The following is a 20,699-nucleotide window of genomic DNA, read 5'->3' on the forward strand; positions in this document are numbered from 1 at the left end:
TTGCCAAAATGCGCCGTGATTGGCGCCGGCACCATGGGAACGCACATTGCGTTCTCATTGGCCCTCGGTGGAGCTGAAGTTGCTGTTTGGGATCGTCCAGAAGCTGATCTAGCAGATTCTGCAAAACGTGCAGAACAAGCTTTCGACTTTGTGGTTTCTGAAGGCCTCGCCAAAGCAGAAAACAAAGAAGCTGTTCTAAAGCGCATTTCCTTCACCAATGACATGAAGGAAGCAGCTGGACCAGCAGGCTTTATTATTGAGGCCGTGCTGGAAGACATCGGTATCAAACAAGCCGTGCTGAAACAGGCAGAGGAGTTCTGTTCAGAAGACGCAATCCTGTCTTCAACCACATCTGCTCTGAGTGCAACCTCCATTCAGGCTGCCCTGAACAAACCAAGCCGCTTCTGTATCGCTCACTACGCACAGCCAGCATATTTGGTAAAGCTTGTTGAGGTGGTTCCGGGTGAGCAGACGAGTGAAGCAGTGACTGAAGCTGTTACACAGCTGCTGAACGATACTGACAAAACACCTGTTCTCTGTCCGGATATCCCAGGCTTCCTCTGGGCACGCATCCAGCATGCAGTTCTTCGTGAGTTTGTTTGCCTCGTGGACAAAGGCCTTGTCACTCCGGAAGCTTGTGACACCATCCTGAAGCAAGGTTACGCCTCACGTCTTCCGGCAATGGGCGCCTTCGAACATGCTGATCTTGCCGGTCTGGACCTGATCAGCGGCGATGCCGCACAAGCCGTCTGGAAAGACCTTTACAATGTCAGCGACCCACACGAGACCTCAATCGGCAAACTCCTGAAAGAAGGCCACACCGGCATGCGCTCCGGTCAAGGCTTCTACAACTGGAAAGACCGTGACCCCGACCAGTTCAAATCCAATCGCGACGCCGAAATCGTCCGCCGCGTGAAGATTCAGGCAGGTGCTAAGGTTATGATGTAAAACAAAAGACAAGAGAAACGGTGGCACGGATGACTGTGCTGCCAAAAGCATTTTTGCCAATGCCAAACTAAAAAATAAGATTTTGAAATGAAGTGATGATATTATTAGTATTAGTTGGATAAATTAACATCAAAATGGATATTTAGTTACATTAGGGGGGGTAAATGCTTGTGTTGTAATTGTCATGAATAGAGTTGTTGCTGACTGATCTTTGTAAGCTTACCACTCGATTTCGACCGCTTTTTTTTGCTGCATACATACGTGTATCTGCTAACTGGAATAGTTTATCGAGGTTTCCGTTTGTCTCCTCAATCAAGGCAATACCGATTGATACAGTTAAGTGAATTGTATTACCATCTTGGCGCAAAGGGGTTATGTCGATCTTTTTACGAATTCGTTCGGCAATTTCTGTTGATACAGCGCTGGATGCATTATTGAGCAATATTGTAAACTCTTCACCACCATAACGGCAAACAATGTCATCAGCCTCACCGTTGAGCGAATTATTGTGGCGATGTGGTTTAGCGCTTGATCTCCTAGATGATGTCCGAACGTGTCATTAATTTTCTTGAAGTAATCAATATCTATCAGGATTAGCGACAGATTTTGTTTTTTGTTTATTTAGAGACTTAAGTTGCTCTAAATAACCGCTGAAGTATTTTCTATTATAGGTAAGCGTAAGTGAGTCCAACGTGGCGGCTTGGTGCATTCTTCTCAAAACATCGAGCTCAGTATTGGAAAAGACAGAGTATCGAAAAAGTACTTTGGGTCCGACACGAATTAGGTCGTTAGGAGCTATCCAGGACCTTTTTACTTGAGACCCATTTACAAAGACACCATTGCGCGATTTCAAGTCGATTACTTGAACTCCTTCTGGTGTTGCTTCTAGAAGGAGATGCCGTCGACTAACGCTCGTGTCTCTAACCAAAATGTGAGAATCTAGCGATCGTCCAACTTGCGTTAGGGGGGTGTTGAGAAGATGAACTTGCCCGGTTTCATTGCCATTGACAAACATTATGCCAGGCTGTGAGTTATCGTTTTGACCTGATTGGTTGGCGATATCAAACGGGTGTTGTGAAGGGTCGTATTGAACTGTTTCATCTATCCCCTGCTCTAAATCATTCTTATGATTTAAAGATTGCTGATTCTTGCCAGTTCTAAGGTCATTGTGGCTCATATAGGCACTGGGTGTCCGTTAAATTCCGATGCGACTAGACGAGTGTGCCATAACGGTATTCGGAATTATTAATTTACATGCAACTTCTGTTGAAACATCAGCGAGCTCAAGCTTGAAGCCGTTTTCAGATTGATTGTGATAGCGTCTTGTAGCTTCTCAGTATTGCTAATTAGGTCAAATAATTAGTTGAATTATAATATAGCAATCTATGATTGTAAATATATGCAGGGGTGATAATAAAACCCAGGTATACTTATTTGATTCTTAATATCACGGAGAACAAAAATGTCTAATAATGACGGTAAGCAAGCTGAGTATGATCAGGATGTTCTGATCATCTGGAAGGATGAAGTATATCGCATCCCAGAAAAAGAGTGGAAGGGTAAAACGCCTGAGCCTGTTTCCGAACATCTAAGAGTGGAAGAACTGGTGAAGTTTGGTGCAGCAGTCGCATCAATCCCAAATTATGATGAACAAAATACAGCTGTAGATGCTTCACCAAGTAATGTAGGCGCAACTTGTTTTCTCCTGAATATTGATGTGATTAAAGGCGGATACTGAAAGGTATGGCACCGCATGAAGCGGGAAAGGCATGTCCTCAGCAAATGCAGAAGCTGACACCAATGCGTTCGACTGTGAAGTCGAACGCAAAGAAAGGATATCGCAAAGGAACTCATCGTCTTATTTCACCTTTAGAGACGATTGAGAGGGTGCAACCGCATTTGACTAAATTTGGGATTACTCGAGTAGCGAATATCACTGGACTTGATAAAATTGGTCTCCCAGTAGTTTCTGTTTATCGACCAATGCTCGCTCTCTTGCAGTTTCTCAAGGTAAAGGCTTGGGACTTTCTGCTGCTAAGGCATCTGGTTTGATGGAAGCAATTGAGCTACATCATGCAGAAAATGTTAAACTGCCATTGAAGCTAGCAAGTCTAGCCGATGTTTCTCAGGAGGGGACCATTCTTGATGTTTCTAAACTCCCTCGCCAGTTTAAACAACAGTTACCGGCAGACCGCCAGATACTATGGTGTGAAGGGCACGACCTGATAGAAGATAATCCTATCTGGGTGCCATATGAGATGGTTCATACCAATTTCACGCTGCCGTTATCAGGTAGTAGTGGTTACTTTCAGATGAGTTCTAATGGGCTCGCCAGTGGCAATTGTTGGCAAGAAGCTGTAAGTCATGGGATCTGCGAACTAGTAGAGCGAGATGCGCTCGCTCTTTGGTCTGCTAGTGGTTCTACGACTTGTACAAAGAGCCGTCTCAACTTGGCGTCAGTTGAGGATCCGGATTGTCTTGCAGTGATGAAAATGCTTCGTGAAGCTGGGCAAGCTGTTGGAGTGTGGTCAATCACAACAGATATCGGGTTGCCAGCATTTGCATGTACGCTTGTTGACCTCCATCCTAATCATTTAGGACAGCTATATGTAAGTGACGGTAGTGGCTGCCACTGCTCTCGTGAGGTTGCTCTCTTGAGAGCGTTGACGGAAGCCGCCCAAACTCGACTAACCTTCATTGCTGGAGCGAGAGACGATGCTCACCGTGACTTTTTTGAGATAGCGAGAAATCGTGATCGGATTTTAGAAGTTCAGAGAAGAGTAATTGAAGGCGGAGAGAGTTCAGGACTTCACTTCTCTGAAGTGCCTAGCTTTGAAGAGCAGAGTTTTGAGTATGACATTGCACGGCAAATAGAACAACTTCGTTCTGTCGGTATCGAGCAGTTGGCCATAGTTAATCTTGGTGGATATATTGAAGGTATTGATGTTGTACGAGTAGTTATTCCCGGTTTGGAAGGCCTGCACGATGCACCCGGCTATGTACCGGGCAAGCGTTTGAAACAGCAAAAGCGTTCTTGTGCTGGGGGTAGTTGAAATAATGTCAGCAGTTGTTTTCGTTGGCCCAAGCCTTTCATTAGCTGAAGCAAAATCCATTTTGGATGCCAGTTTCCAACCTCCAGTATCTCAAGGTGATGTTTATCGTGCTGTTGAGCGCGGCGCACGATTTATTGGGATTATAGATGGTTTCTTTGAGCAGGTCCCTGCTGTTTGGCATAAAGAAATCCTTTGGGCGTTGTCACAGGGTGTGCACGTTTATGGTGCGTCAAGCATGGGAGCGTTACGTGCGGCTGAACTAGTACCCTTTGGTATGGTTGGCATTGGTAAGGTATTTCAAGCTTTTCATGACGCCAAGCTTGAAGATGATGATGAAGTTGCAATTGCTCACGGGCCAGCAGAACTAGGATATCCAAAGCTGTCTGAAGCTATGGTTAATATTCGTGCAACCTTAGAGCGTGCTGAAAAAGAGAATGTGATATCGAAAGCATTTCGAGAGCTCTGCGAAAAAGAGAGCAAGTTATGTCATTTTCCAACACGTAGTTATGAGCGCCTGATGACGGTGTTGGAAGGGCAGGGAAATCGGGATGAGGCTTTACGATTTCGAAGTTGGTTACCGACTGGCAAGGTAGATATCAAGCATGAAGATGCCATGGAAATGCTTCATGTCATGTCAAAGCATCAGGCTCAGTCTTGCGGGCCTAAAGAAGTTTCATTCTCTTTTTCACATACAGATACTTGGGAAAAGCTTATCCGACAAACTGCTCCTGCAAAGGGAAGCGAAAAGCTTGATGAAATGTTAGACGAGTTACGTCTTGATCCGATTTTGTACAACCAAATAATTGAAAGGGGTGTTGCCAGAGCTCTGGCATTAAAAGAAGCAGATCGGAAGGCAATTACGGAGCAACCAGAACGCTTCCAGCAAAAGCTTCATGCCTTTTTTGTTAGCCGTAATTTGATCGAGGGCCCGGAAATTCAGAAATGGCTACATAGCCAGAGGCTTGATACTGGTGAATTGATTTCTTTGATTAAGCGTGAACAGCGTGTTGAAGCCATAAAAATTGATCTGGAGTCTGAAATTAGAAAATCCTTATTGGATGTTTTGCGCTCCACGGGGATATATGGCGACCTTCTTCAAAAAGTTACTGCCAAGAGCAAACTAATCTCAGATGGTCAGTTAAAGAGCTTTTTAAAAGGCGAAGATAATCTTTCTGAAGAACAGCTTCTAGATTGGCATTTTAATAAGCAGTTGGGTATTGGTGTTCCCGTTCATCTAGGCAGTCACATTGCTGAGTTAGGTCTGAAGAGCCGAAAGGCTTTTCTTCAGACCCTTATCAAGGATTACCTTTATAAGGTAGCGTTATCTTCAAGTCCTCAACTGGAAGATAGTGAAGCTACCAGCTGAGTAAGATGGTCTTTGATTGGCCGTGGGCGGAAACCCAAAATCTGCTGAGCCTCCGTGTTGTCGACCTCGCAGCCCTCATTTACGCACACAGTCATCAAGCCTGAAAAGGTCTGCATCATAGGATCTTCTGATGCAGACATTGTATCCAACTGCTCTTGAGGTATATTTTCGCGTTTAAAAGATTTGCCAGTAAGGTTTTCGCAGAGCAAGATAATATCTTGCTGACTGAGTGCCTCGGGGCCTCCGACTTTAAGTATACGGTTTCTAGCTTCTGGAGCTTTGACGCTTGTGCTGATGGCTTCACATACATCATCAATTGCAATCCAGGAAACCTTGCCTTCCCCGCCGCCAAACGTCAGAATAGCATTGGTCTCAGGATTTATACCGGTCGGCGCTGTCAGCCAAGATTCTTGAAAATGTGGGGCTTGAATAATTGTATAATCCATTCCACTAGCTTGCAGGGAGGCCTCGACGGCTCGTTTAGCGCTCTGGAGCGGAAATGTTCCCTGAAATTCAGGAAATGAAACAAAAACAAAATGTTTGACACCGCATTCTTTCGCAAGAGTCACAAGGTTTATTTGACCTTGGTGGTCAACGCTTTCAAAGGTGTCGGTCTCGCTTGGCCTAGAGACAGATGTTGCCGTAGAGACAACTGTATCCACTCCTATGCAGCTAACTTTAAAGAAGTAGGGTCCTTTAAATCTGCTACTACAACTTCAGCTCCAAGTGTTTTTAGTGTCTCAACAACTTCTTGGTTGCTGTTACGGCGCACCATTGCTCTGACCGACTGATCTTTTGCAATTAAGTTTTTGCAGACTCTTGAACCGAGTTCTCCGGTTGCTCCAACAACGAGGATCATTTTATTTCCCTATAAAATGGCATGATTCTAATGCTATGTAGTTTACAGATAATTTGAGGCTTCAGCTTGAAATAATGCTTCTTTTGCGTGTCTGAGCACCTCGAGATGGTCTTTTTCAGAGAAGGCTGCTGTTATACCTTCTAAGGCAAGCTCAACCTTATCAGGGAGCTTGAGCTGAATATGGTGCAGCAAGCTTAATGCACAATCATTTAGTCTTTTTACATCTCTCTCTTCAAACGAGATCTTTAATTCTACAATGACGGCAGTCCATTTCATGGAATAATCAAACGAAAGAGAAGACCAAATTTCTTTTGCTTTCTTAATTTTTACTTTGGCAAAATCGAGATTTTCTTTTTTAAAGAACACCCATCCCAAAGAGGCATAAGCAACTCCGACGTAGTCCATCATCTGAGCTTTGCCTGCTGATCTCAACAGCTTGTGTGCAGCATTTTCAGTTTTCGCTATATTGCCCATTCTCCGCAATAAAATCACGTAATAGCAAAGTGATCGGACTTCGCTGCTAGTATCGCCAACTTGCTTTGATCGCTCCAATGCCTCTTCTAACACTTGTTTTGCTTCAGTTAGTTCTCCGGCAAACAATAAAAGAAATCCGAGCTCAAATTGAGCAAAGGAGGTTTCTATCTCTAAGTTGGCGCTAGTTGCAGCTGATAGTAATTGGCGTCCCAATAGAACAGTTTGCTGATCAACTTGATATCGATCACGCCGCAAATTTCTAAATATTTGAGTGAGATAAAATTGATAGCGATGTTGAGGTAGACCGCTATCTTCAACTAAAACTTGCGTTTCGGATATCTCTATGTCCATTAAGCGAGAGTTCGCAGCCCAATAATGTGTCCATAATCGACCAAGTTTCACTTCTATATGTTCATTCACCCAGTTTATCGAAGAGTTAGGTTTTGAATACAAGATGCGTTCAGCCTCATCATAAGCTGACAAAGCATCGTCGTGTCGATGTTCTGCTTCAAAAGTCTTTCCAGAAAGTCGATATAGGCGAGCTTTGGTAATTACGTCGCTTGGTTGGCGTTCGAGAGCATCTACCACTTGTGCGCGGGCGAGTTCATAACTTCTTGTGAGAGAGTATAGTTGAGCTAAAGCAATGTTAACTGAGATAGCTCGGTGTTCCAGTATTGCTGCCTTCCTGTTTCTGTTTTCTCTGCTTTTTTGATTTCTGATAAAGCAGCCTTATTTAATCTCGTGGCTTCATCATTGGCGTGCTGGTGATGAGCAAAGTCAGCGGCAAATCGCAAATGTCGTGCAGCACGTGCTGGAACGCCTGCACAAGACCAGTGGTGGCCCAGGCGTGCGTCGATAGTTTCTGGTTTGAGTGCGTTGGTTCTTAAGTTATCGAGCTTTCTTGCAATCTTTTCATGAAGCTCTCGACGTTGATGCGAGGAAAGTTGGTGCTCTGTAACTTCTCGAATTTTGTCGTGTAAAAAGCGGAAGCCATCTTTTTCGTCGGCTTCCAGAACTTGGCGCTCAACTAGTTCATTAATTATCTGGCCTAAGTTTTCTTCGTGTAATTGCATAACGGACGAGACAAGTTCTGTCTCGAACACGCGGCCTAAAAGTGCAGCGCAATCAAGCGCTTTACGCGCTTCTGGAGTGAGCCGGCTAATACGTAACTTAATCAGTTCACTTAATGAGTTAGGAAGCGGGAGTTGCTTAAAGCAGTATGCTTCGGAGGAAGTATGATGCGTGAAGTTCCATTTACCAGATCTGTCGCGTTGAAGTAAGTGTTCGGCAACTGCGGTGCGCAAATACTCCGCAATGAAAAATGGGTTGCCATTACTCTGCTCGAAAAGAAACTCGGCAAAGTTTTGGGGAATCTCTTCAGTCGCGAGCATGCCGCACGCTAGTTTTTCTACATCTCCAATGCCCATTCTTTCTAATAATACTTCGCGCACGCAGTTTGACTTAAGCATGGAGCTCACTTGCTGAGTTTTTTCCTCAGTTCTCATCGTTCCGAGTATGAGTACTGCTATGCCCTCCAGACCTTCTTTCGTAAGAAACTCCAAAAATGCGATGGATAGTTCGTCTGCCCATTGAAGATCATCTAAGATCAATAGAAGGGGAGTTGCCTGAGAATACGAGGCTAAAACACTACGTAAAGCATTGAATAAGCGATTAAGATATTGATCAGCCTCAAGCTTTGGAGCGAGGGGGAGATGTTTGACCCAGGTGAGAGATTTTATACTAGCGGAATATTCTGAGAGTATTGCTGCGTGTTCACTCAAAATATTTTCATATACTTCTAATCCTTTTTCAGTGCAGTAGTCGGCTATATGATCTAACAAATGCAAGAAAGGATAAAGTGGTTGAGTTACTGGCTTGGGTTGGGTGTCATGCCTTCCTCGGAATGAGCACTCGCAAGTAGTAACTGAGATTCCAGTCTTCAGTACTCTTTTGGCAATCTCTGATGCAAAACGTGTTTTTCCTAATCCACTTTCTCCGAATGCTATTACAACTTGGCCTTTACCGTTTTTTGCTTGGATTAGACGGTCTTCTATGTCTGCTTGTATCTTTGAGTTTTCTATAAATGATGCACGATAAAGATAAGAGTGTCCCGTCGACGGCGTACTAGGCCAATGGGGACGTTGCACTCCCAATGTTTCGATAATTTGCAAAATTGTTTCTGCATAACCAATTCGCTGGTCTGTAGATTTTGAGAGGAGAGACATGATCATGTCATTAAGTGCTTTCGGAACACCATGGACAAGATCTGATGGGTTAATCGGGTTACGCTCAAGATGTCCATGAAGAACTTGAACTCGCGAACCACTAAAGGGTTTAAGTCCTGTAACAAGTTCGTACAGAATACATCCTAAGCTGTATAGATCGCATCGCGCATCGAGGGTTTCATTTAAGATTTGCTCAGGTGCCATAAAAAATGGTGAACCACTAGTTGCTTGGGCGTCCTCAAGAACCTCTCTACCTACTGTACCTCGAACTTCTGAGACGAGTCCGAAGTCAACGAGAACGGGATACATATTTTCTAAGATGAATATGTTGTCAGGTTTTAGATCGCGATGAATAATGCCTGAGCTATGTACATACGAAAGAACTTCGCAAATGCCATAGGTGAGCGTTAACACGTCTTTCAATCGACCAGCTGCTGCATCGCTTGAGCGGTTTGTTAAAAATTTGTAATCCTTGAACTCGACGCTTTCGCGTAAGTTTATCTCACCTACTTGCGTAATTGTTGTGTCTGAATCTTGCCCTGGTAAGAATACATTAGAAGCATTATTTACATAGCGTTTAGTTCTTTGAGATGACCAAATTTGCTTAGTTACATTTGTAAGCGTTGGCGCTTCTATCACTTCCATTGCATGCCATGGAAGTCCATCAGATACGCCATGGTCCAAAATTTGCACAACCCCAGGGTGCTGAATCTTGGCAAGAGATCTAATCTCCTGTCGGAGTTGATTTAACTTAGTAGCTTCATGTTTGGTCGCCATTTTGATAGCGACTTGTTTGCCTGAGGCCGTATGTTCACCAACGAACACAACCCCCATACCCCCTTGCCCTATCTGCTTGAGTACTCTGTAGGGACCTAACTGTTTTTTTGTACGTTGCATCTGAGTATCTATTACTAAAATTTTCTAATAATATATCAGATGTAGTGTTGTTGATCGATGTATGAAAAATTTTTGTTTTGCCTTCATTGGAGAAAAGAAAAATGGCTGAGACTCAGGCAAATCAATAGTTAAAAGAGCTAATTCCCAAAGTAATTTGCTCTTACTTCTTCATTGTTACACGTTCTATAAAACTCATCTCACATCACCACATTCAGCTGAACGTTGTTGCTGTTTAGGATTTTTACTAGGTCGGTGGGTGGTTCTTTGTCGGTGAAGAGGGCGGTGACGTCTTTTATGTTGCCGAGTTCTACGGCGGCGGAGGTTGAGAACTTGGTGGCGTCGGCGGCGATGAAGGTGTTGCGGGCGGTGCTCATTACGGCCTGGACAATGGCAACCTCGTTGAAGTCATAGTCCAGCATTGTGCCGTCCGTATCGATTGAGCCGAGGCTGGTGATCAAGTAGTCGACGCGGAACTTCTTGACGAACTCAAGCGCTGTTGTGCCGATGATGCCGCTGTTGTTGCTGCGCAGTTTGCCACCCGGAACCATCACATCAAAATCAGGTTTGCTATAAAGTACGTTGGCAACACGAAGGCTGTTGGTGATCACGCGCAGGCCACTACGCTTGAGCAAGTGGTTAGCGATGATCTCTGTTGTGGAGCCGATGGACACAAAGACGGTGCTGTTGTCAGAAATCGAACTTGCGATTGCTTCGGCAATTGCTTCCTTTTCTTCGGTTTCGGAAACCTGTCTGACTTCATAATCCAGGTTGACGACGCTGGAACACCTGCCAGCACCACCATGATGCCGGATGAGCAGTTTTTGTGCTGCTAATCGCTTGATATCTCTACGAATTGTCTGAGCTGATACGTCCAGCGCGCTGGCTAGCTCTTCAACGCTGGCATAGCCTTTTTCATTGACGTAATTCACCAGTCGCTCGTGGCGCGGGTTTCCAATGATGACCGTATCAACCATAGAGGCCTCAAAATCTCTGATCAGAAAACAACAAAAATGCGTATAGGACAGCTGATCATTCTGTCAAAACGAAAGCTCTGGCAGGCTTGCCGGAGCATTTTTTCAGGCATCAGCCTTCAGGAATGCCTCAACACTGGTGCGATCCGGGATTCCATCCCGTCCACCAAGACGCGTACACTTGAGCGCGGCCACTGCGCTGGAGAATGTAACGGCCTCTCTGGGCGTCATTTTCTCAGCAATTGCAACGGCAAAGGCACCGTGGAACACATCTCCTGCACCTGTGGTGTCTTTCACATCCACTTTGAAGCCAGCCTGGTGGCAGATCTCGTCTCCCTCCAGCCAGTAACATCCTTCAGAGCCAACTGTGACATAGAGTTTAGCGTTTGTTTTCGTTTGCGCAATGCGCAACCCTGCCACAGGGTCATCAACCTGTGAGAATTTCGCCAGACCCGGCTCAGAGAAAGCAACATGATCGGCCAGTTCTACCAAATCCGTTATATCTTGGGGGGTTACGTCCCCATCAAGGACGGTAGGAACACCCGCTTTCTTCGCTTCTTTGAGGGCAAAGTGAGCGCCTTGATGCCAACGGACGTCGGCCAGAAGGGCGTTGTAGCGCGCAAAATCAACTTTTTCGAGCCATCTGGTTTCAGGAGAGAGTTGGTCACCTTGGTAATTTATGATCATTCGCTCACCGTGATCATCTACCAAAATAGCCGAGAAGGACGAGCTGGCACCGGCAATCTGGTGGAGATGCTGAGTGTTTACATTGTAACCAGCCAACTCTTTGATCATGCTCGTGGCGACGTCATCTGTGCCAGCACGGCCTATGAAATCAACCGGATACCCAAGTTTACTTACGGCCACAGCCGCGGTTGCAGCCGGGCCTCCCCCAATCTCAAAGTAATCCGAAGCGACAAACTTACCTCCGGTGGTGGGCAACTGTTCGACTCTGAAAACACGATCCAGAACTGTGATGCCAACGCACGCAATGACCATTTATCTCTCCGTTATTATACGCAGATTCTGATCATTTTTAGCGGATACAGACCAGATATTGCGTGTTATTACTCATGTGTGTACAAATTTATCACCAAAAAAAGACAAAAACAATCACAGTGTGTTGTAATTTGCGCATCTTCAGTACTAAATGAACACAATGACAGTACTAACCATGACGAGGCACAGACATGGCAACAGTTGGATTTATCGGGTTGGGCCAAATGGGACAACCTATGGCGACGAACTTGGCCAAAGGTGGTCATACGCTGCGTGTTCATGATGTTAGTGCAGAGGCTGTTGCTCCATGGTTGCCAATGGCGCCGTTGCTGCAAGCAGTCCGGCAGAGGCTGCAGGTGGGGCGGATTTTGTTGTAACCATGCTGCCAAACGGGGCGTTGGTTCGTGAAACTCTGATGGGTGAAAACGGTGTTGCGACAACGCTCTCCAAAGATGCGCTGGTGATTGATATGTCCACGGTGCATCCGCTGGAAACGGATGCGATGATTGCTGATATGGCGAAGCTTGGTTTTTCCATGATGGAAGCGCCGGTTGGCCGAACGTCCGACCATGCGATTGCTGGTACTCTGCTGGTTCTGGCTGGTGGCACGAAAGAGCAGATCGCAAAAGCGCAGCCGCTCTTTGATCTGATGGGATCTGACACGGTGGATGCGGGTGGCCCGGGCAAGGGCATTCGCGTCAAGATCATCAACAATTACATGAGCATTGCGCTCAACACACTGTCGGCAGAAGCGGTTGCTCTGTCAGAAGCCATTGGGCTTGAGTTTGATGCGGCCATGTCTGTCATGAGCGGAACGCCAGCAGGCAAAGGGCACTTCACCACCACGTGGCCCAATAAGGTGCTGGCTGGTGATCTGAGCCCCGCGTTCATGATTGACCATGCGCACAAGGATCTGGGTATTGCGCTCGATCTTGCCAATCAGGTGGGGGTGCCGATGCCAATGGGGGCAGCTTCCCGCGAAACCTACAATATCGCGCGCAGTGCAGGGCGAGGGCGTCAGGACTGGTCCGCCGTTCTAGAGCAATTGCGTGCGCTTTCAGGGCTTGAAACCAAAGCAAAGTAAAATCGGGAGGTTCCAATGGAAGTCACTGTGGTTCCATTTGGTCAAGTGAACGGCAAAAGCGCAGATCTGATCACGATCACCAACAAGAATGGTCTTCAGGTTTCACTCACCAATTATGGCTGCATCGTCACATCGCTGATCGTTCCTGATCGCAATGGTAACAAGGATGATGTGGTGCTGGGATACGAGTCCCTGGAGAAATATCTGGCAGGGCATCCGTTCTTCGGGGCGATTGCCGGGCGGTGCGCAAACCGTATTCAGGATGGCAAGTTTACGTTGGATGGTATGGCGTATCTGCTGGAAACCAATGAGCCACCAACCGTGCAGCACCTGCATGGCGGCAGCAAGGGTTTCGATAAGTATGTCTGGGGCTATGACATTGAAGAAAAAGCAGATGTTGTCCGTGTGCACCTGCACCGGGTGTCGCCAGATGGGGAATCTGGGTATCCGGGGACGTTGAGTGTCACTCACACCATCGCTCTGGATGATGCCAACCAGCTGCACTTCAACTTCTGTGCCCATACCAGCAAGCCAACCATCCTCAATCTGGTGAACCACAGCTATTACAATCTGGCGGGGCACGACAAAGGCTCAGTCGAGGACCATGAGCTGAAGCTGTTTGCGGATCATTATACGCCTGTTGCGGAGAATATGATCCGACAGGGGAAGTGAAAAGCGTGGCAAGGTCAGGGCTGGACTTCCGTGAGGGGGCTGTCATTGGTCAGAACATGGATAAGCTGGCTGGTCGCTGGATTGATCATAACTTCGTTCTAAGCGGCGAGGGCCGAGGCAAGTACAAGAAAGCAGCTGAGCTGTATGATCCAGCCTCGGGTCGTGTGATGGAAGTGGAAACAACGCAGCCTGCGATCCAGTTCTACAATGGCTTCAAGCTCTCCAACAAAGCATGGTTTGGGCGAAATGGCTATAAGTATGAGGAGTTTGGTGGGTTATGTCTGGAAACACAGCACTTCCCGGATAGCCCGAACAAGCCGCACTTCCCCAGCATCCGGCTGGACCCGGAAGATGTCTATAAACAAAAGACGATCCATCGGTTCAGCACACGCTAATCATCTGCGCCAGACGGGCGCCAGAGAAATACAATGACATTCGAAATCATCGTCGTTTCAGCGATCATAGCTCTGGGTAGCTTTACCCAGGGCCTCACAGGCTTCGGTCTGGCGCTTGTTTCAGTCCCCCTTCTGTCCCTTGCTATTGACGTGAAAGCTGCTGTTCCGGTGGCTGGCATCTTCGGCTGGTTGGTGACATTCCCGATCGTTTGGAAAATGCGCACTCATGTCAGATGGAAGCCAGCTTTGCTGCTGTTTCTTGGCTCTTTGCCGGGGTCTTATCTGGGGGCGGACTTGCTCAAGCGGTTGCCTGCAGAAGCTATTCTCATCACCATGGGTGTCGTCCTCGTTGCCTCAAGCATCTACTCGTTCCTTTCCAGAGAGGCTTTGTTCAAAGAGGTTTCGAAACCGATCACCGTTGGAACCGGTTTCTTTTCAGGAGCTCTGGGCGCGAGTGTTGGTGAGCCGGGACCGCCAGTGATCGCTTACACTTCCATGCAGCCATGGACGGCAGATCAGGCCAAATCCACGCTCGTTTTCTTCTTTATGCTTCAGATGGTTGGGGCGATCACAGGCTTCTGGTTTCAGGGACTGCTCACCGATGTGGTCATAGGTCATGTGGTCAAAGCGCTGCCTGCTTTCATCATCGGCATGTCGCTTGGCATGTTTGGCTACCATCTGCTGCACACTTACAAAATCGACTATCACAAGATCATTCATGGACTGCTTTTGTTCATCGGACTGATGTTGATAGTCAAAAATCTACCAATTTGAGCGCAATACCCTACGTAGCAATACGGCTGTGAGCAAAATTGGACATAAAAATGATCATTAATGTTGTTATTTGATCATATCTGTGAGAATTTACAGTCATAACCATAAATGGAAAGCGAAAATGCCAGCCACGGGTTCGGGTTTGGCATGAGGAGCCATCCAGCAGAACGTGGAATGACCCCGAGGACATAACAAATGCCTTACGTTTCAGGAAAAACAATGATCCAGCACGCTTGGGAGAACGGATACGCTATTGGCGCATTCAGTGCTCACAACGCGGAGTCCATTCGTGCGATCTTGACTGCAGCTGAAGAAGAACGCGCTCCGATCATGATCCAGGTTGGTCAGAAAGTGATCAACACGCTCGGCCTTTATCAGATGAAGGACATGATCGACACGTTCATGCGAGACATCACTGTGCCTGTCTGCATTCACCTGGATCACAGTCGCCAGTTTGAGCAGACCATGGAAGCTACTCGTGCAGGCTTTCAGTCGGTGATGTTTGATGGTTCTGGCTTTCCTTTCGAGGAAAATACCAAGACAACCAGAGCAGTAGCTGATGTTGCCCATGCTCTGGGCATTGGCTGCGAAGGTGAGATCGGTAAGATCGGCGGCACTGAAGATGACATCACCGTTGATGAAGCGGATGCCATGATCACCACAGTGGAAGAGGCGCAGGAGTTCGTCGAAAAGACCGGTGTGGACTATCTGGCGATCTCTGTCGGTACCGCGCACGGCGTGTACAAAAGCGAACCGAAGCTCGCCTTTGAGCGTATCAAGGAAATCAAAGAACAAGTGAAGAAGCCACTGGTGCTTCATGGTGGTTCTGGTGTGCCAGATGAGCAAGTTAAGAAGGCAGTTGAGCTAGGTGTTGCAAAGGTGAATGTAGATACTGAACTTCGCCAGGCCTTTACGCTGGGTGTGCAGGAAGTCTTTGCAAACGATCCTGAAGAGTTTCATCTGGCGCACTCACTCGGTCGCGGTGAGGAAGTCATGAAACAGAAAGTAAAAGAGAAGATTCGTGTCTTCGGGTCCAATGGAAAAGCCTAGATAACCTTCCAATGTGATTCCCGATGCTGCAACTCCTCCCGAGATGAGCAGCCAAGTGTCAGTCTGCCCCACAGGCTGGCACTTCTTGTTTTGGATGCATGTAAGAAAACGCTCAATTATACCGTGCATACTCTCCGTAAGCGCAGAAAACTGCGCATTTTAACGCAGACATATCACCGCATTGCTTGTTTTCTCCGCTGTCCTACTCTGAAAACACCAGTTCCAAGCACATGATCGTTCTTTGCGTCAAAAAATAACAATGAACGTTGAAAAGTGGACAAAAATGTCAAATATCACCAAATAAATGAGCATAAAGGAAAAAATAATGACCATTTATGTGGTATTACTCATAGTTAGTCACTAAGGTTCAAAGTAGTCTGTTTTTACAAGATAAGGGGGCTGGGGAGCCCTCGATAAAAAGGCCTGGGGGAGAGAGGTTTCAGACGCGGAAACGTCACTCTCGGCTAAATACAGTAGGGAGTTAATAATGTCCGTCGACACACCCCGTATTGGCATCGTCGCGCTCGGTCGTCCAACCTTTGATGTTCCCTATGCAGAAGAAATTCTCGCGCAAGCCTGGAAGAACCTCCAGACACTGGACGCTGAGTTTGTTGGTGAACCAAAGCTGCTGTTTGATGCGGACGCCGTCAAGGAAGTGATGCCAAAGCTTCAGGAAAAGCCGCTCGATATGCTTCTTCTGCTGCAGGTGACTTTCACTGACGCCACCATGACTGTTGAGCTCGGCAAAGCCATCGATGCGCCGCTCGTCATGTGGTCCTATCCGGAAGCAAGAACAGGTGGCCGTCTGCGCCTCAACTCATTCTGCGGTGTCAATCTGGCCTCCCACGCTCTCAGCCGCAGCAACATCCGTCTCGATTATGTTCATGCAGCTGCTGAAAGTCCAAAAGCGATTGAAGAGCTGCGTTTGCTGGCGCGTGCCGGCGCAATCGTCAACCAGCTCAAAGGCTCAAAGCTCAAACTGGTTGGTGAGCATCCGGATGGGTTTGACGCCTGCAACTTCAATGAGCAGGAACTGGCAGACCGCTTTGGCATCAGTGTTGATCGTATTCCGGTGATCGACTTCATCGATCAGGTGAAGGAACTGCCGGATGAAGTCGCGGACGCACCTTATGAGCGACGCGCAAAGGACTTTCCAAATCTGGCGGATCTGGATCAGGAAGCCACCTGCAAAACACTCAAGGTTTACTCCAAGCTGCGCACCGAAGCAGATGAAAAAGATTATGCCGGTGTGGCAGTTCGCTGCTGGCCAGACTTCTTTACTGAATACGGATGTGCGCGTGTGGTGCGTTGGCGCTCCTGAATGAAGACCGGACCCCAAGTGGCTGTGAGGCAGACATGATGGGTGTCGTGACATCTCTCACATTGCAGCACGCATCGGGCAATAGCGTGTTTAACACAGATCTTGTTGACGTGAATGTTGAAGATGACACGGTTGTGTTCTGGCATTGCGGGCAGGCGCCAATTGATATGGCCGATCGCGACCAGCCAGTGCAGGGAACGATCCATAGTAATCGCAAGCTGCCATTGCTTTCCGAGTTTGCTTTGAAGCCGGGGCGCATCACGATGGCGCGCTTCAGCCAGGGGTATGGCAAGCTGCGCCTCATACTGGCTGGTGGTGAAATGGTACGTGCTCCATTGGCGTTCTCTGGCACTGCTGGCACAGCAAAGCTGGACACACCGGTCAAAGACTTCATGGAAAAGATGATCGCAGAAGGGCTGGAGCATCACACTGCTCTGACTTACGGCGACCATCGTCCGGTTCTTCGCGCGCTTGCCAAGCGCCTCGGTATCGAGGTGGTCGAACTCACCTGATACCCGGAGCGTTCTGAAGCTGTCTTTGGCTCTCATGCTTCAGAGCGCTCTTTCCTCTCTTTGGGCAACTCTTAAGGCAAGGAAAGAGCATCATGCTTAAGGCGATCGAAAAAGGCCTCGCCGCCATCAACAATCCCATCGCCCGGGCAGGCGAGTATGTTGGTGGATTTTTCCTGGTCATCATGACCTCAATTGTGCTGCTGCAGGTTTTCTTCCGCTACATCCTCAACAGTCCCATCAGCTGGACGGATGAAGCCTCGCGCTTTCTGATGATTTACATGACGTATCTGGCGCTGCCGGTCATCTATCTGACAGGCAAAAACATCGCCATGACGTTTGTGCTGGATGCAGTGGAGGGAACACGCATCGGGCATCTGCTGAAAGCCATCATTCATGTGATTGCACTGGTTCTGTTCGCAGTCTGGATCAAGTTTGGCTGGGTGTTCTTTGGCACGGGCTCTGTCACCGCAGATAGTCTGCCGATCCCTATGTACGTGATCTACATCGCGCCGCCTGCGCTGCTGGCAATCACCTGCCTCGCGGCTTTGCAGAAGCTGGTAGGCGAGCTGGACCAGTTCATCCATTTCAACGCCAATAACAAAAGCGAAAACGCTTAGGCTCCAATACCTTAACGGGAGTGTATAGGTATGGTCTCTCCGATCTTCCTTCTATATTTCTTGATTTTCTTGTTGATTGGTGCCCCAGTGCTTTTCGCGCTTGGTTTGTCCCCTGTGATTGCTCTGTTCCAGGACGACAAGGTTCTCTTCATCAACATGCTCTACCAGCGCCTTTACGCTGGTCTCGACAACTTCCTGCTGCTGGCGCTGCCGTTCTTTATGCTGGCGGGTGAGTTCATGGTGAACGGTGGTATCACCACTCGTATCATCACCTTCTCGCAAACCATGGTGCAGCACTTCCGTGGCGGTCTCGGTCACGTGGTGATCTTGGCTTCCACCCTGTTTGCAGCGTTGACGGGGTCTTCGGTTGCGGCGACCTCTGCGATTGGCAACATGCTGATCCCTGAGATGGAGCGCTACAAATATGACCGCACCTATGCGGCGGCTCTGACTGCAGCGGCAACAGTTCTGGGCACCATCATCCCACCAAGCGGTATCATGCTCATCTACGCTTTCGTGATGAACACCTCCGTGGCTGCGATGTTCATCGCAGGTGTGGTCCCTGGCATCATCTTCTGCATCGGCCTGATGATCATCAACCGCTGGCAGATCAAGAAGTATCCTGATGTTGAGCAGTTTGAACGGGCCAGCCGCAAAGAGCGCTGGAACAGCTTCTCCATGGCTTTCTTCCCGCTGCTTACACCTGTGATCATTCTGGGCGGTATCTACTCAGGTGTCTTCACGCCAACTGAAGCTGCTGCTGTGGCCGTGTTCTATGCGCTGATCCTGTCCGTGGTCGTGCTGAAAGTGCTCAAGCCTGCCAGCGTCTTCCCGATGTTCATGCGCATCGCTGTCAATGCAGCGGCAATTCTGATCATTGTGGCCGCGGCGAGCGGGTTTGCTTCAGCCATCTCTCTGTCCGGTATCGCGAAGGACATCACCTCCTTCTTCCTCGGTATCACCCGTGATCCTTATCTGCTGTTCTTCATCATCAACGTCTTCCTGTTCATCGTCGGCATGTTCCTCGATGCAGGTCCGGCAATCCTGATCTTCGCGCCAATTCTTGCGCCGATCATGACACAGGCAGGTATTGATCCGGTCCACTTCGGTGTGGTCATGTGCGCCAACCTTTCCATCGGTCTGGCAACACCGCCAATGGGTCTCGTTCTCTTCGTCGCCTCAAGTGTTTCCGGGGTGCCCTTGCAAAAGATCTCGAAAGCGATCCTACCGTTCCTAGCGATCGAATTCGTAGTCATCTTCCTGATTTCATTCTTCCCTGCGCTCGTCATCGGTTTCCCGAAACTGCTGGGCGTGATGTAGGCGATCCAACCCTTACCAACGTGCTGCAACGGGAGTGGGGCAGCAGACTTTAAAACTCATGTGGAGGAAAACATGAACTTTAAGAAAACAGCAATCGCATTGCTCAGCTCAGTTTTCATGGCTGCGGGTGCACAGGCAGCAGATTACACTCTGACTGCTCCGCACGTAACCAACCTTGACGGTTACAACCACCAGTCACTGCTTGTGTTTAAAAACTTTGTAGAATCCCGCTCCAATGGCGCGATCGAAGTCGAGATCTATCCGGGCGGTCAGCTTTGCGGCACAGCAAAAGAGTGTCTGGCAGGCGTTCAGAACGGTATGTTTGATTACTTCCAGACAACCATTCCGGAACTGGCAAACTACTGGTCTCCAGTGAGTGCATTTGACCTGCCCTACATGCTGCGCGATGACCGCGTTGCTGAATGTGTCTATGACAACGATGAGTTCCTTGCTGACGTTCGCGGCAACGTTCTGGGCAGAACCAATGACACTCTGCGCTTGATGATGGTGTCCAACTCCGGCGGCTGGCGTAACATTGCGACTACTGACAAGCAGGTCAAAAATCCTGATGACGTAAAAGGCCTGAAACTGCGTACCGTTCCAGCTCCAATCCAGCAGGAACTGGTGAAGCAGCTGGGTGCTGCGCCAACTCCGATCTCATGGCCGGAAGTTTATACCGCCCTGTCTACCGGTGTTGTTGACGGTACCAAGAACGGCATCGTGGACATCACCATGATGAAGTTCCAGGAAAGCCTGAAGTACATCGCTCTGGATGGTCACGCTTACATGGGCGGCGTTTGGGTGATGAACAACGCCAAGTTCAATGGTATGCCTGAAGAACTGCGCAAAGTGGTGATTGATGGTGTAGCAGCTCAGAACCAGTATCTGCGCTCCTATCCAAAATGGCGTGAGTTTGCAGCGTTTGAAGAGTTCCGTGAGGCAGGCGGCACCATCTACACCCCAACCACAGAAGATCGCGCAGCATTCAAGGCAGCAACTGCTGGCGTGCGCGACTACTTCATCGAAAACAGCGATGCAGACGGTAAGGCTTGGCTGGAGCGCTTTGAAAACGAAATCAAAGCATGTGAAGCTAAGATCGATGCGTCCTACGCAGCTTCTCTGAAGTAAGACAAGAGGGGCGCGGGCAACATCATCCGCGCCC

18 protein-coding genes and 3 pseudogenes are annotated in these 20,699 nt (G+C 48.1%); 13 read left to right on the top strand and 8 right to left on the bottom strand.

Annotation, left to right across the window (positions count from 1 at the left end):
- Nucleotides 1–15 precede the first annotated feature (15 nt).
- Nucleotides 16–948: a 3-hydroxyacyl-CoA dehydrogenase family protein gene (locus JCM12308_RS14030; RefSeq protein WP_054784230.1), complete on the top strand. Its 933-nt coding sequence runs from the start codon at nt 16–18 to the stop codon at nt 946–948.
- 151 nt (nt 949–1,099) lie between these two features.
- On the opposite strand, the pseudogene JCM12308_RS33020 reads toward JCM12308_RS14030, so the two are convergent.
- Together JCM12308_RS33020 and JCM12308_RS14035 are read right to left on the bottom strand one after the other, a co-directional pair.
- Nucleotides 1,100–1,569, bottom strand: a pseudogene (locus JCM12308_RS33020) (GGDEF domain-containing protein).
- The gene (locus tag JCM12308_RS14035) at nt 1,526–2,125 is read right to left on the bottom strand and encodes an FHA domain-containing protein (RefSeq protein ID WP_054784176.1); all 600 of its coding nucleotides are present in this window, start codon (nt 2,123–2,125) and stop codon (nt 1,526–1,528) included. The pseudogene JCM12308_RS33020 and the gene JCM12308_RS14035 overlap by 44 nt, the downstream one beginning before the upstream one ends.
- Nucleotides 2,126–2,410: 285 nt before the next feature.
- Between JCM12308_RS14035 and JCM12308_RS14040 the strand changes: the two genes are divergently transcribed.
- The 3 genes from JCM12308_RS14040 to JCM12308_RS14050 all read left to right on the top strand — a co-directional run bounded on the left by JCM12308_RS14040 (nt 2,411) and on the right by JCM12308_RS14050 (nt 5,367).
- Complete coding sequence (locus JCM12308_RS14040; RefSeq protein ID WP_054784177.1) at nt 2,411–2,686, top strand: hypothetical protein; 276 nt, start codon at nt 2,411–2,413, stop codon at nt 2,684–2,686.
- A 280-nt stretch (nt 2,687–2,966) separates the two neighbouring features.
- On the top strand, nt 2,967–4,001 hold the full coding sequence (locus JCM12308_RS14045; protein WP_208978572.1) for a YcaO-like family protein: 1,035 nt from the start codon (nt 2,967–2,969) through the stop codon (nt 3,999–4,001).
- A gap of 4 nt (nt 4,002–4,005) precedes the next feature.
- A complete protein-coding gene (locus JCM12308_RS14050) occupies nt 4,006–5,367 on the top strand; it encodes a TfuA-like protein (RefSeq protein WP_128647406.1) in 1,362 nt (453 codons plus the stop codon).
- Here JCM12308_RS14050 and JCM12308_RS14055 read toward each other — a convergent pair.
- From JCM12308_RS14055 to JCM12308_RS14075, 6 genes are all read right to left on the bottom strand, one after another.
- Nucleotides 5,337–6,029, bottom strand: coding sequence for an SDR family oxidoreductase (locus tag JCM12308_RS14055; protein WP_164845315.1), 693 nt, complete (start codon nt 6,027–6,029; stop codon nt 5,337–5,339). The two genes, JCM12308_RS14050 and JCM12308_RS14055, sit on opposite strands and share 31 nt — an antisense overlap.
- Nucleotides 6,030–6,031: 2 nt before the next feature.
- Nucleotides 6,032–6,226 carry an SDR family oxidoreductase gene (locus tag JCM12308_RS32310; RefSeq protein WP_128647408.1) on the bottom strand — a complete coding sequence of 65 codons (195 nt, stop codon included), beginning with the start codon at nt 6,224–6,226 and terminating at the stop codon, nt 6,032–6,034.
- Between the two features lie 42 nt (nt 6,227–6,268).
- A complete protein-coding gene (locus tag JCM12308_RS14060; RefSeq protein ID WP_128647409.1) occupies nt 6,269–7,288 on the bottom strand; it encodes a hypothetical protein in 1,020 nt (339 codons plus the stop codon).
- 47 nt (nt 7,289–7,335) lie between these two features.
- Nucleotides 7,336–9,822: a protein kinase domain-containing protein gene (locus tag JCM12308_RS14065; RefSeq protein WP_054784181.1), complete on the bottom strand. Its 2,487-nt coding sequence runs from the start codon at nt 9,820–9,822 to the stop codon at nt 7,336–7,338.
- Nucleotides 9,823–10,019: 197 nt separating this feature from the next.
- The gene (locus JCM12308_RS14070; protein ID WP_008547099.1) at nt 10,020–10,796 is read right to left on the bottom strand and encodes a DeoR/GlpR family DNA-binding transcription regulator; all 777 of its coding nucleotides are present in this window, start codon (nt 10,794–10,796) and stop codon (nt 10,020–10,022) included.
- Nucleotides 10,797–10,898: 102 nt separating this feature from the next.
- Nucleotides 10,899–11,792, bottom strand: a complete 894-nt coding sequence (locus JCM12308_RS14075; protein WP_054784182.1) for a sugar kinase — start codon at nt 11,790–11,792, stop codon at nt 10,899–10,901.
- Between the two features lie 248 nt (nt 11,793–12,040).
- Between JCM12308_RS14075 and yihU the strand changes: the two are divergent.
- From yihU to JCM12308_RS14115, 9 genes and pseudogenes are all read left to right on the top strand, one after another.
- Nucleotides 12,041–12,876, top strand: a pseudogene (yihU, locus tag JCM12308_RS14080) (sulfolactaldehyde 3-reductase).
- Between the two features lie 15 nt (nt 12,877–12,891).
- Nucleotides 12,892–13,943: pseudogene (locus JCM12308_RS31565) on the top strand (aldose epimerase family protein).
- 33 nt (nt 13,944–13,976) lie between these two features.
- Nucleotides 13,977–14,717: a sulfite exporter TauE/SafE family protein gene (locus JCM12308_RS14090; RefSeq protein ID WP_054784183.1), complete on the top strand. Its 741-nt coding sequence runs from the start codon at nt 13,977–13,979 to the stop codon at nt 14,715–14,717.
- A 195-nt stretch (nt 14,718–14,912) separates the two neighbouring features.
- Entirely contained in the window at nt 14,913–15,767 is an 855-nt protein-coding gene (locus JCM12308_RS14095; RefSeq protein WP_054784184.1) for a class II fructose-bisphosphate aldolase, read from the top strand.
- A 487-nt stretch (nt 15,768–16,254) separates the two neighbouring features.
- Nucleotides 16,255–17,088, top strand: coding sequence for a hypothetical protein (locus JCM12308_RS29965; protein WP_208978577.1), 834 nt, complete (start codon nt 16,255–16,257; stop codon nt 17,086–17,088).
- Nucleotides 17,076–17,600 (top strand): hypothetical protein, encoded by a 525-nt coding sequence (locus JCM12308_RS29970; RefSeq protein WP_208978578.1) that lies wholly within the window; start codon nt 17,076–17,078, stop codon nt 17,598–17,600. Before JCM12308_RS29965 ends, JCM12308_RS29970 begins: the two co-directional genes overlap by 13 nt.
- Nucleotides 17,601–17,692: 92 nt before the next feature.
- Nucleotides 17,693–18,217: a TRAP transporter small permease gene (locus tag JCM12308_RS14105; RefSeq protein WP_054784185.1), complete on the top strand. Its 525-nt coding sequence runs from the start codon at nt 17,693–17,695 to the stop codon at nt 18,215–18,217.
- A 30-nt stretch (nt 18,218–18,247) separates the two neighbouring features.
- Nucleotides 18,248–19,537 carry a TRAP transporter large permease gene (locus JCM12308_RS14110; protein ID WP_008547030.1) on the top strand — a complete coding sequence of 430 codons (1,290 nt, stop codon included), beginning with the start codon at nt 18,248–18,250 and terminating at the stop codon, nt 19,535–19,537.
- Between the two features lie 72 nt (nt 19,538–19,609).
- Complete coding sequence (locus tag JCM12308_RS14115) at nt 19,610–20,665, top strand: TRAP transporter substrate-binding protein (protein WP_054784186.1); 1,056 nt, start codon at nt 19,610–19,612, stop codon at nt 20,663–20,665.
- The last annotated feature ends 34 nt before the right edge of the window (nt 20,666–20,699 follow it).

This window comes from Pseudovibrio denitrificans JCM 12308 (genome assembly GCF_001310815.1).
Lineage (GTDB): Bacteria > Pseudomonadota > Alphaproteobacteria > Rhizobiales > Stappiaceae > Pseudovibrio > Pseudovibrio denitrificans.